Origin of the sequence: Lysinibacillus parviboronicapiens (assembly GCF_003049575.1) — a bacterium.
Lineage (GTDB): Bacteria > Bacillota > Bacilli > Bacillales_A > Planococcaceae > Lysinibacillus > Lysinibacillus parviboronicapiens.
This window is the reverse complement of sequence record NZ_PYWI01000025.1, coordinates 22,728-34,548: the sequence shown is the minus strand read 5'-3', so window position 1 is coordinate 34,548 and position 11,821 is coordinate 22,728. Positions and strand designations below refer to the sequence as shown.

The 11,821-nt window shown below is 39.0% G+C and carries 11 protein-coding genes; 5 read left to right on the top strand and 6 right to left on the bottom strand.

What is annotated here, in order from left to right; translation table 11 throughout:
* Positions 1-185: 185 nt before the first annotated feature.
* The gene (locus C9J35_RS17920) at positions 186-821 is read right to left on the bottom strand and encodes a GntR family transcriptional regulator (protein WP_010858692.1); all 636 of its coding nucleotides are present in this window, start codon (positions 819-821) and stop codon (positions 186-188) included.
* A 273-nt stretch (positions 822-1,094) separates the two neighbouring features.
* On the opposite strand from C9J35_RS17920, the gene C9J35_RS17915 reads away from it, so the two are divergent.
* From C9J35_RS17915 to C9J35_RS17900, 4 genes are read left to right on the top strand one after another with little or no spacing between them, the layout of a single operon-like run.
* The gene (locus C9J35_RS17915; RefSeq protein WP_054768541.1) at positions 1,095-1,826 is read left to right on the top strand and encodes a GTP cyclohydrolase II; all 732 of its coding nucleotides are present in this window, start codon (positions 1,095-1,097) and stop codon (positions 1,824-1,826) included.
* Between the two features lie 15 nt (positions 1,827-1,841).
* Positions 1,842-2,951 carry a bifunctional diaminohydroxyphosphoribosylaminopyrimidine deaminase/5-amino-6-(5-phosphoribosylamino)uracil reductase RibD gene (ribD, locus tag C9J35_RS17910; RefSeq protein WP_054768542.1) on the top strand — a complete coding sequence of 370 codons (1,110 nt, stop codon included), beginning with the start codon at positions 1,842-1,844 and terminating at the stop codon, positions 2,949-2,951.
* On the top strand, positions 2,948-4,033 hold the full coding sequence (locus tag C9J35_RS17905) for an FAD-dependent monooxygenase (RefSeq protein WP_054768543.1): 1,086 nt from the start codon (positions 2,948-2,950) through the stop codon (positions 4,031-4,033). Before ribD ends, C9J35_RS17905 begins: the two co-directional genes overlap by 4 nt.
* Positions 4,034-4,048: 15 nt before the next feature.
* Positions 4,049-4,612: a 5' nucleotidase, NT5C type gene (locus C9J35_RS17900; RefSeq protein ID WP_107925699.1), complete on the top strand. Its 564-nt coding sequence runs from the start codon at positions 4,049-4,051 to the stop codon at positions 4,610-4,612.
* A gap of 306 nt (positions 4,613-4,918) precedes the next feature.
* On the opposite strand, the gene C9J35_RS17895 is transcribed toward C9J35_RS17900, so the two are convergent.
* From C9J35_RS17895 to C9J35_RS17875, 5 genes are all read right to left on the bottom strand, one after another.
* Complete coding sequence (locus C9J35_RS17895; protein ID WP_107925697.1) at positions 4,919-5,686, bottom strand: IclR family transcriptional regulator; 768 nt, start codon at positions 5,684-5,686, stop codon at positions 4,919-4,921.
* A gap of 45 nt (positions 5,687-5,731) precedes the next feature.
* Entirely contained in the window at positions 5,732-6,877 is a 1,146-nt protein-coding gene (locus C9J35_RS17890; protein ID WP_235616359.1) for a CaiB/BaiF CoA transferase family protein, read from the bottom strand.
* 256 nt (positions 6,878-7,133) lie between these two features.
* Positions 7,134-7,940: an enoyl-CoA hydratase/isomerase family protein gene (locus C9J35_RS17885; protein ID WP_107925693.1), complete on the bottom strand. Its 807-nt coding sequence runs from the start codon at positions 7,938-7,940 to the stop codon at positions 7,134-7,136.
* Positions 7,933-9,015, bottom strand: coding sequence for an acyl-CoA dehydrogenase family protein (locus tag C9J35_RS17880; RefSeq protein WP_054768544.1), 1,083 nt, complete (start codon positions 9,013-9,015; stop codon positions 7,933-7,935). The genes C9J35_RS17885 and C9J35_RS17880 overlap by 8 nt, the downstream gene beginning before the upstream one ends.
* The gene (locus C9J35_RS17875; protein WP_107925691.1) at positions 9,012-10,166 is read right to left on the bottom strand and encodes an acyl-CoA dehydrogenase family protein; all 1,155 of its coding nucleotides are present in this window, start codon (positions 10,164-10,166) and stop codon (positions 9,012-9,014) included. The genes C9J35_RS17880 and C9J35_RS17875 overlap by 4 nt, the downstream gene beginning before the upstream one ends.
* Positions 10,167-10,478: 312 nt before the next feature.
* On the opposite strand from C9J35_RS17875, the gene rpoN reads away from it, so the two are divergent.
* The gene (gene rpoN, locus C9J35_RS17870) at positions 10,479-11,816 is read left to right on the top strand and encodes an RNA polymerase factor sigma-54 (protein ID WP_107925689.1); all 1,338 of its coding nucleotides are present in this window, start codon (positions 10,479-10,481) and stop codon (positions 11,814-11,816) included.
* The last annotated feature ends 5 nt before the right edge of the window (positions 11,817-11,821 follow it).

The window sequence follows — 11,821 nt, the reverse complement described above, 5'->3', positions numbered from 1 at the left end:
TATACATCGTGAGATAAGAGAAAAATCCTTCCTAAAGGAAGTTTAAATTTATACTATTTGAGGATAATGATATCCAAAAATGAACAAGTAACAACTTAACGTTAACAAAAGGTTGTTACTTTTGTCAAATCGACAAATAAGAAAAAACCCGCTTAAACGCTGTTATATCAGCGCTTAAGTGGATTTTAATTTGGATATAAAAAGCTCTGCACACGAGCTAAACTTTCGTCATTACCGATAAAATAAATAATGTCTCCATCTTCGAATGAAAGATAGGGTCCAGGTGATAGTAATAATTCGTTCCCGCGTCGTATACCAACAATTGTGCCAGAGGTATTTTGCCAAAAATTTAATTCTTGCAGTGTTTGGTGAATGCATGGACTTTCTGCTGTCATTTCAATTTGATAAGGAATAAATGGATTGACGGAGCGGAAATGTTCAGTTCGACTTATAAGCTGTTTTGTTTTTTCCTGTAAATTCAACAGTTCATTTTGTTGCTTATGAATACTCGTTAAAAGCTCATTTTGAAGCTCATGAACGGATTGGACATCATGGAATTGCCGGACAAATCGTGCTGCCTTTTCATATGATTTAATGAAGACACCACTGCCTTTGGATGCTTCGACGATTTCTAAATCTTGTAACACTGCAATCGCTCTTCTAGCGGTTTCAGCAGATACATTATACTGGCTGGCAAGCGAAGATCTTGCATATATTTTATCGCCTATTTGATATTTTTTTTCCACAATTTTTGAGGCAAGATCCACCGCGATTTGCTGGTACTTTGGTTGCTTCACCTGGACATTTTTTTCTAAGTTCATTCTAAACTTCCTTTCGTCATAACAACTTACCTCAGCTTATTATAGACTAGCCTGCACAGAAAAAATAGCACCTCCATAAGCTATTAGTATATGATTGAAACGTCTTCAAACAGTTTTCGGTTCATAGAAAATTTTTTCTTAGAATAGAAGCAGTTATTTGACAGTTTGTAGTTATTATTATAAACTTAGTTACGTTATGTAAGTGACGTGTAAATACAAGCGCTCAGTTAGCAAAATTGGCTAGCTGTTTAGAATAGAAAGTTGGAGAAAAATATGACAATTACTACTAAAGTTATGGATATAGTGAAGGACAAAATGACAATCATAAAGCAATCTGAAACAGAAAATATTTGTCTAATTGGTCCGGTGAAATTACCAATCAAGCAAGGCGACTTTTCAGCAACATTTCAATGGTATAACTGGTTGAAAATTGAAGCAAATCTCTCGAAAGAAGAAGTAATTGATGGTCTAGTAACGGCTAATTTAGCATTTTTGCAGCAATCATCAGTGCTTGTCTTTGGTGATTTTACGAATGCAGAGAATGCTTTAATCCGCATGCACAGTATCTGCCATACAGGTGATATTTTTGGTAGTCAGCGTTGTGATTGTGGCTATCAATTACATGAATCGATGAAAATGATTGTAGAGCATGGCTGCGGTGCGATTTTCTATTTAGCAGATCATGAAGGGCGTGGTATCGGTCTATTCTCAAAATCACTTGCTTATCTATTACAAGAAGAAGGATTAGATACAGTTGAAGCAAACCATGCACTTGGCTTTGCTGATGACACTCGCTCTTATGAGGATGCCATTTCTGTGTTAGCTACACTTCGTACAAAGCCTGTAACGCTTATTACCAATAATCCGAAAAAGCTGGCAGCATTACAGGAGCGTGGTTTAGCTGCTGAAGGACATGTCCCTTTATGGGGTGGTTTAACAGAGACGAATAGCTTTTATTTAAAGACAAAAGTAGAAAAATCAGGCCATATGCGTGAAACAAAGTAAGTGGAGGTTGCGAAGATGACTGCAGATGAAAAATATATGCAATTAGCACTTGATTTAGCAGCGAGTGCGAGAGGAAATACAAATCCGAACCCACTTGTAGGGGCTGTTATTGTGAAAGACGGCGTCATTGTGGGAACTGGTTTACATCGAAAAGCGGGCGAGCCACATGCGGAAGTGCATGCTTTCCGCATGGCCGGCGAACACGCACAAGGAGCAACACTCTATGTAACGCTTGAGCCATGCTCACACTACGGTAAAACACCACCGTGTGCGAATTTAGTGAAAGACTCAGGAGTGAGTCGGGTTGTGGTGGCGATGCAAGATCCTAATCCATCTGTAGCAGGTCGTGGCATACAATTGCTACGGGATGCAGGTATAGAAGTAGAGGTTGGCGTCCTAGAAGAACAATCTCGTCGTTTAAACGAACGTTTTATTCATAATATGCTGACAAAACGCCCATTTGTACTTGCTAAATATGCGATGACCTTGGACGGGAAAATTGCTGCACATACAGGCCATTCCAAATGGGTGACAGGTGAGGTTGCAAGGGAAGATGTCCACCATATTCGTCATGAAGTAGATGGAATCTTAGTGGGTGTTGGCACAGTTATAGCAGATAATCCTTCCTTAACAACGAGACTAAAACAAGGATACGGCAAAAATCCAGTGCGGATTATTATGGATAGTTTGCTTCGAATACCACCACATGCCCATGTATTAAATATAGAACAAGCTAAAACGATAATTGTATGTAGTAAAGGCGTGGAGCAGGAGAAAATCACAGCACTAGAAAAGAAAGGTGTAACCGTTTTACCTGTAAGTCGTGAACGGGAAGGTCTTGTTATTGATGAAATGCTTGAAAAGCTCTATCAGCTAGGCATTACAGACATTTTAGTCGAGGGTGGTAGCGCTGTGAATGCCTCATTTTTACAAAATGGTGCTATCAATAAATATGTCATTTATGTTGCGCCAAAGGTTTTAGGTGGTCGTCTTTCACTTACACCAATTGCTGGTCATAGCCCGACCTCTATGGAGGAAGCATGGGATGTTGAATTTGATTCATTTGACAAAGTAGGTCAAGATTTACGCATTATTGCTTACCCGAAGAAAGGTGAGAAAAAGTGAACTATCAAGCGGATGTTTGTATCGTTGGGGCTGGACCAAGTGGTGCACTACTTTCGCATTTATTAGCGAAAAAGGGTCTTTCTGTCATACTACTGGAACAAAACGCAGCGCTTGGGCAGGCATTTCGTGGGGAGCATTTAAACGAAGAGGGCGAGGCCGTGTTAACAAGTCATCATCTTTTGCAAACCGTCGAAGCGCTTGGCATATTACGGATGAAAAAGTTAGAGTATTATGCAAAAGGTAGAGCATTTAAAACGATTCTTCCAGATACAGCAATTGGTCATTTAGGTATACATGTACCACAAGCACATTTACTAAAAGGGATATTGCAGGAAGCACAACAATTTTCACACTTCACTTGCTTGTTAAATACAAAAGTGACAAAACTCATTACAGATAGATCGGGGCGTTATGTCGGTGTTGTTGCAACACGAGAGGGAGAAACAATTGAAATCGTCAGTCAGCTTATCATTGGAGCGGATGGACGTTACTCTACAATTCGTAAGCAAGCACACATTGACACGCAGAAGCACAAACATGGCTTTGATTTACTATGGGCAAAAATTCCGGCACCACAAGGGTGGGAGCCGTCCATTAAAATGGCATTAGTCGAGGATAAACAATTGTCACTGTTCACGCAGGCAGGAGGCTTTATTCAAATTGGCTGGAATATTGAGCAAGGTAGTTTTCCACAGCTCAGAAAACAAGCGTTTACACCGTTTATTAAACAGCTTACAGATACATTTCCTGAATTAGCTGAAACAGTGACTCACCATATTCAGTCGTGGCAAGATTTTGTGTTGCTTGATGTCTTTAGTAGTCATTGTGACTGCTGGGGAACAGACGGACTTGTATTATTAGGAGATGCCGTCCACACGATGACACCTACAGGAGCATTTGGACTAAACAGTGCCTTAAAGGATGCAGATTGTCTTGCATCGATGCTAGCGAAGGCAACGATTGCCCAATTTAACGTACAAGAGTTTCAACAGATACGAGAGCAGGCTATTGAAAAAGTGTTGGCACAGCAAATTGAAAAAGAACAAAGCTTTGCATCCAATTTTGAAGACTGGGCCTCTTGAAAGGAAAAAGATAAGATGAAATTTGGTTTTGATATAGATGATACACTAATTGATTTACGCGCACATGCTTTCTCGCTTTATAATAAAAAACTAGAGAAAAACATACCTATTGAAACCTTTCAAGCATTGCAAAGAGTTGAAATACATGAGCCTTTTGGGTTAACGGATTCACAAGGTTCAGCGATGTGGAATAGTTCTTTAGAAGAAATTTATTTTACGGATTGCCCAATTTTTGAGCAAGCACTTGAAACACTGCAAGGCTTGAATCAGCAGGGACATGACATTTATTATATTACTTCACGTCCAAAACACTATTGTGCGCAAACACAAGAGTGGATGAGCGCACTAGGTTTCCCAATTAAAGAAGGGCACTTTTTCTGCGGTATGCAAGATGCAGAGAAAGTAGCTATTATAAAAAACCTAGCTTTAGATGTTTATGTTGATGATAAACCTGCTGTGCTTGAAACACTGCAAGACATAGAGACGAAAGTGATTCTAAAAAATCAATCCTACAATGAACATGTGCGATTGCCGCGTTTGCATCATTGGCACGAATTTGACAATATTATTAAAGCATAAAGAGGCTGGAACAAAAGAGAAAGAGTGTTAGATTGACTGATGTCGATTTAACACTTTTTTGCTGTAATTGTCGATGTCCGCTACGGCGGACGCTTTCCGGGGGCGTGGCCTGAGCCTGTAGTCTCAGGCGTCACGCTAATCCCCCAGGAGTCGCCGTCTTCGCTACCATCAACTAGTGCTCTCTTCTAAATTTTATTTATGCCAAAAGGAAGAACGTCTAAATTTTTCTTCATTTTAGATAGCAACAATTTAATAATACCTTTGCTTCTCTTTCTTAAAATTTAAAGTTTTGTCCCAGCCTCGTTTTTAATACAGTTGCTTTTCAATTTCCACTGCGACGTGTTGAATTGTTTCAATTAATTGATATTCATCATAATCACTGTATCGTACTTCTGGAATGACAAGCGTCACCGAAGCGATGATTTGATGTGAAGCATTTAAAATCGGTGCTGACACAGAGCATGCTCCGCGCACACGCTCGCTACTACTTTTTGCAAAACGCTGAGATCGGATTTGCTGTAATTCCTCCAACAGCAGGTCTTTTGAAAGAATTGTCCTATCCGTGATGGGTTCAAGAGAAATATGTTCTACATATTCTTCAACATTTGGCATAAATGCAAGCAATGTTTTAGATGATGCACCAGCATAAAGAGGCGAGGTATCTCCAACATACATTTTCGTTGATAGCGGATATGTTGAATCATAGTTTAAAATACAGCGTCTTTCCAATCCATCGATAATATTCATGGAAACACTTTCACCCATGTCTTCGTTTAGCTTTTTTAAAATGGGTTCTGCAACAATAATTAGACTAGATTCCTGTTTAACTAAGTTTCCTAAGTATAGCAGTGAGTGACCTAATTGGTAGCGTTTCGTACGCTCGTCTTTATGAAGAAATCCCTCGTACACAAAGGTAGAAACAAAACGTTGCAAACTGGAAATACTTATTCCAGTCTTTTTACTTAACTCTGTTAAAGAAAGATTTGGCTCTTCTTTCGTAAAAGCTTTTAACACTTTAATCGCTTTATGGAGCGACGACATTGTATAGTTTTTTTCGAATGTCTCCTGATTCATCTCATCACCTACTTATATAAAAATTACTTTTATTATAGCGTAATTTTATTTTGGTAGAGAGGAATTTTGGAATTCATTTGTATGTTCTCCAAGTGTCGGAGGCGCTAATTTATACTGAATGTTTAAACTTGAGAACTTTAACGGGTTTTTGACGAACTTCATTTTACCGTATTGTTCGTGCTCTATTTCACCAATCATGTCGCGTGCCATAAATTGCGGTTGTTCTAATGCTTCAGCAACCGTATTTACACGGCCACCTGGAATTTTGTATTGATGTAATAATACAATCCATTCATCGCGTGTTTTGGTCATGGTCATGTTAGTAATCATTTTAACAAGTTCAGCTTCATTTTGCTTCCGCATCGTATTTGTCATAAAGCGTGCATCTTTTGCCCATTCCTCGTGTTCCATCATAAGGCAAAATTTTTGAAACTGTCCATCTGTGCCAACACAAATCATGAGAGGACCATCCGCACAGTTAAATACTTGATAGGGCGCTACATTATTATGACGGTTACCTAGACGCTCCGAAGCAAAGCTTGTATTTAAAAAAGCACTTGCCACATTTGCTAAGCTACTCATTTGCACATCTAATAAAGCTAAATCAATAAATTGTCCTTCATTCGTTTGATCTCGCATCCGCAGAGCAGCTAAAATACCAATGACAACATACTGAGAAGTTAAAATATCCGCAATAGGGACACCAACTCTTGTTGCTTCACCTTCAGTTGAACCTGTCACATGCATTAACCCGCTCATTGCTTGAATAACCGGATCAAAGCCTGGTTCGTAAGCGAGGGGGCCTGTTTGGCCGAAGCCAGTTACCGCACAATGTATTATCCTCGGATTCACTTTTTTAAGCTCCTCATAGCTTAGCCCCATTCGAGTCATATCTCCCGTTTTAAAATTTTCGAGTATGATATCTGCATCTTTGACAAGCTCTTTAAATTTCTCCCTGCCTTCATTTGTTTTTAAATCCAATGTAATCGATTTTTTATTACGATTGGCACATAAATAATACGTGCTTTGATCATTCAAAAATGGGCCCCAGTCACGCATGCTATCTGAGCCGTTGGGATGTTCTACGCGAATTACTTCTGCTCCTAAATCTGCCAGCATCATCGAGCCTGCAGGAGCAGCATAGACACGTGACAGATCTAACACTCGAATATTTTCAAGAGGTTGCATCATTTTTCCTCCTATAACCATCATTGATCCCGTACTAACGGGCACTAAGACTCCTATTTCAAAACAAAGAGTAAGCAGGAAGTTTTATGTGAGAGATTAAGCATTCGTGAGTATCAGATAAAAGAACACATTTAAATTTCACCACATCATTCGTGCCTTAACTATTAATCAGTGGGGGATGGAGGACACTAAGAACGTTACGTCCTGTCATAAATGTCTGCACTAGCACGATTTGTGCGTCGCCCCTCACTGAATAAGTTCAATTATAAATAGGCTTGCGTTTTTCTACGACTGCACTTACACCTTCTTTAAAGTCATCGAGCTCTGTTACAATGGCCATTTGTGATGAAATGTAGTCAAGAGAAGTACGCAAATCCATCTTTTGACTTTGATATACTGCGCGTTTAATGAATTGTAAGGTAGTGGTTGGGCGACTCGCTAATTCTTTAGCATAATTTAATGTGTATTCCTCGAGCTCATGGTCTTCCACAACAAATGTGACAACACCTTTGTCTTTTGCTTCATCAGCGGTTAATATGCGAGCTGTCCAGAACATGTCCAATGCTTGGTCGAGGCCTATTAGTTTCGGTAAATAATAAGCGCCACCATCGCCTGGTACAATTGCTACGTTTATATAGCTTTCTGAAATCTTTGTTGATTTCGCGGTAATACGAATATCACACATTAAAGCCATATCCAGGCCTGCACCCATTGCGAAGCCATGAACTTGTGCAATGACGGGCTTATCAATTTCTTCAAGCAGAAGGGGAATCCGTTGAATCTTTTTCCAAAGCGAATTTTTGCGTGCTAAACCTGTAGAAGAGAGGTCTTCTTCACTTTGGAAAAATCCTGCCCCTGCTTGCATCGCTTTAATATCGCCTCCTGCACAAAATGATTTTCCGTTGCCTTTCACGATTACGACACGAATATCATCCGAATCACGGACCGTTTCAAGTGCTTTAATCCACTCCGTAATCATTTCTTCGCTGAAGGCGTTATATGCTTCAGGTCGATTTAACGTAATCGTTGCAATATAATCGTTCACTTCAAATAGTAAATCAGCCATTAAAAATCACTCCTTCTATAGTCGTGGGTATTTTTGTTTCAGTTAAGTACGCCCATAGGCTATCACCACTATTTTCTAGTAGTTGTGTAGCAACAAAATCAGTCCAATACGAGATGTTAGTTCCTTCATCACGCCATGACCAAAGTCTACGCGTATATTGGTGCAGGCTATGTTCATGTGTCGTACCAATGGCAGCGTGCACTTGATGGGAAGTGGTCGCTATGGTTTGAATGATTTCTTCAAAACGAATGCGTGCATAAGCCGTCTCATTATTTTGACAATGCGCAAGAAGGGCATCTGTTACATTATTAAATGCCGCTAAAGCGACAACGGTTTCACCTGCTAATTGTACGATATGCTGCTGAACGAGCTGGAAGCGGTGAATTGGACGTCCAAATTGCTCACGCTCTTTCGTATATTGAACCGTTAAGTCGTTAATTTTGTCGATAGCACCCGTCATCCGTGCTAATTGAAAGGCTGTTTCAAGTGTTTTCATAGTACGAATATGATCAGGGGATAACACAACAGATACTTGTGAAATATCTAGGTTATTAAATTTCACTGTATCACGCGGTTCACTTGCTAAATTTGTACCTGGTGTAATTTCAGCTTGCTTTAAATCTACTTCTACTAGATGAATACCTTCTACGCTTTCCGCAAGTGTCACCAAGTATTTTGAATGACGCGCCCAAGGAATCTGACTCGCTTCACCTGTTAGTTTTCCGTTCACTAGCGTGTAGGCTTGATCAGCAGAGAGCATATACGTCGCCAAATCATCTTTCACCTGTAAGTTTGTCAATTCCAATAAATAATTTGCTAAAGTTGTTTCAGTAAATGGAATCGGAGCAGCATATTTCCCTGTTAATCGAACGATATTTAGTAGATCCTCTAAATCGCCCCCTGCACCGCCATTGTCTTCCGTAATGGCAACCGCTGTTATCTCGTTTTCTTTAAACATATTCCATACTTCAGGTGCCCATCTACCTTGTTCTACGGTATCGACCAAATCTTTATCTACATTTTCTTTTAACATGCGTTCTACAACATCTACAATCATGTCTTTCATGTCACTCATTGTGCTACAACCCCTTTCGCCACCACACCATATAGTACTTCTGAAGTTCCTCCGCGAATTGTAAAGCCTGGCGCATGTAAAATCGATTCCGCCATTAAGCGATCAATTTTACGTTGGGCATCAAGTGTTGGATAGGTTTGCACTAATAAGCGTGTAATTTCAGGAATACTTTGTTCGAACTTCGTCCCAAGAGCTTTTACAAGGGCAGCAGGGATCGACACGTCATCCCCTTCACCGGATTCTAATAGCTGTGCCACACCTATTGAAAGGTTACGCAAGCTCCATAGACGTGCCACAACTTTAGATGCTTGTTTTAATCCTTCTCTATTGTTTTGATATTTCAGTTTTTGAATAAGTTCATCAAGGAGTGGGAAAGTGCTTAAAATACGTTCAGGGCCACTGCGCTCAAAAGCGAGCTCTGCTAATCCCTGAGCCCAGCCATTACCGATTGCCCCTACAACCATATTGTCAGGTACAAAGACATTTTCAAAGAACACTTCATTGTAATGATGTTCCCCTGTCAAAAACTTAATCGGTACAACGGTTATACCATCTGCCTGTAAATCGACAATAAGTTGGCTCATTCCCGCATGTTTATTTTTTCCATCAAATGGACTCGTTCGCACTAAAGTGACCATATAATGACAAAGATGAGCGTTACTCGTCCAAATTTTTTGGCCATTTACAATCCAACCACCTTCTACTTTTTCAGCGCGTGTACTTACAGATGCTAAGTCAGAGCCACTATTTGGTTCGCTTAAACCAATCCCAAAGTAGCATTCCCCATTCACAATTTGTGGTAAGAAAAATTGACGTTGTTCTTCAGTCCCATAACGTAAAAGCAAGGGACCAGTTTGACGATCGGCAAACCAATGCGCTGCAACAGGTGCACCGATAGCTAAAAACTCCTCGGTTAAAATGTAGCGATCGATTGTACTGCGTTCTTGACCGCCATATTTTTTTGGCCAAGTTATACCAATCCATCCTTTTTTCCCGATTAATTTTGAAAACTTAGGGTCATCACCGCTTAACCATGAGTCACACTTTGGTGTGAAGGTGCCATTTGCTAGTTCTTGCTGTAAAAACGCGCGAACTTCTAAACGAAATTGTTCCTGCTCTTCTGTAAATTGCACAGTTGGTAAATGAAACATTTTACGACTCCTCCCTTTACCGTATTGTAATAACTATTACATTATATGTGTATTTTATGGGGTGTTATGAGAATAAGTCAATTGTTTTTTAGAATAATTAGAAAATTCTATCATTATATTTTATTTATTTTGAAGAATATGATTTTTAGTGGAGGGGAAACAGTAACTGTTATTATGCAAGGGTAGAATTCTGAAGTTGAAATAAAATCCCTTTCAAAAACAACAGTGAAAAATATTCAATTTTTGAAAAAATAGAAAATAACAGAATAAACATGTTACGATGTAGAAAATTCTGTTTTGGGGGTGTGTGGTATGCAAATGACTATCAAAACTTCGCAAAAAGTCACACAAGTATTATCTGCACAACTTGTGCAACATTTAGAAATACTGCAATATTCGGCTAATGAGCTAGAGCAATACATTTATGAAAAAGCCAATGAAAATCCACTGATAGTTGTAACTGACGCAGAAGCAAAAAGACAATATGAGGAAATCATGCAGTTAGCAAGCTGTTCCTTTAACACCTTTTCTTTGCCATATGATGTATCAAGAAATGACCAATTTAACATCATTGAGATGAAGCTTGCTGAAAAAGAAAGCTATGAGCAGTTTTTGCTCGAACAAGTGCCTATGCACAAAAACCTATCGTCTGTTGACTTGAGAATTTTAAAGTTTTTAATTCAATCCTTAGATGACCGTTTATTTTTAGATGTAGAGTTAGAGATTGTAGCTCAAAAATATAAAACAACCTTATCGCATGTAGAAGCAATATTGGATTTACTTCAAACTTTTGAGCCAGTTGGAGTAGGCGCACGAAGCTATAAAGAATACTTACTCATTCAATTGGACAATGACCAGTTTGCCCCTATAATAGCTTCACAATTTATAAGTTCAGATTTAGAGTTAGTAGCAGCGCAGGCGTTTAAACAGTTAAGCAAAAAATACAATATACCTCTGCAAGAAGTGAAAAAAGCCGTTCACTATATAAAAAAATTAAAGCCGATAATTGTAGGCGATAAATTGGAAACGATTCCATACGTCAATCCAGATATAGAAGTAAAGAAAATAGAGGAAGAATGGATTATCAAATTGAATCGGCACTATTTACCTTCCGTTTCGATTGATGAAAGCTACGTAACTTTACTCAAAAATGATCTGAATTATAAAACCTACTACCGGGATTCAATAAAAGACGCACTCGCGTTACTACAAGGAATTGAACAGCGAGATAAAACACTTTACGAATTAGCAAGATGGTTTGTTCAACTACAGGAGGATTTTTTTATAGACGGTCTAGAAGCAATAAAGCCTATGCGTTTAAAAGATGTAGCAGGAGTATTAGGTGTTCATGAGTCGACGATTAGTCGAGCTATTCGTGGGAAGTATATACAAGTACCCCATGGCATTTATGCATTACAATCCTTTTTTACAAAAGGTCTCATGAATACTTCCGGGAAAATGGATTCTATTATGTATATTAAGAAACGGCTAAAACAACTTATTGAGAGAGAAGACAAACAAAACCCATTAGCTGATCAACAAATTACAAATATATTATGTACAGAAGGTATACAAATTTCCAGACGTACAGTGGCGAAGTATAGAGAGGAAATGAATATTATGAGCTCATTTAATCGAGCTTATGGATAATATGA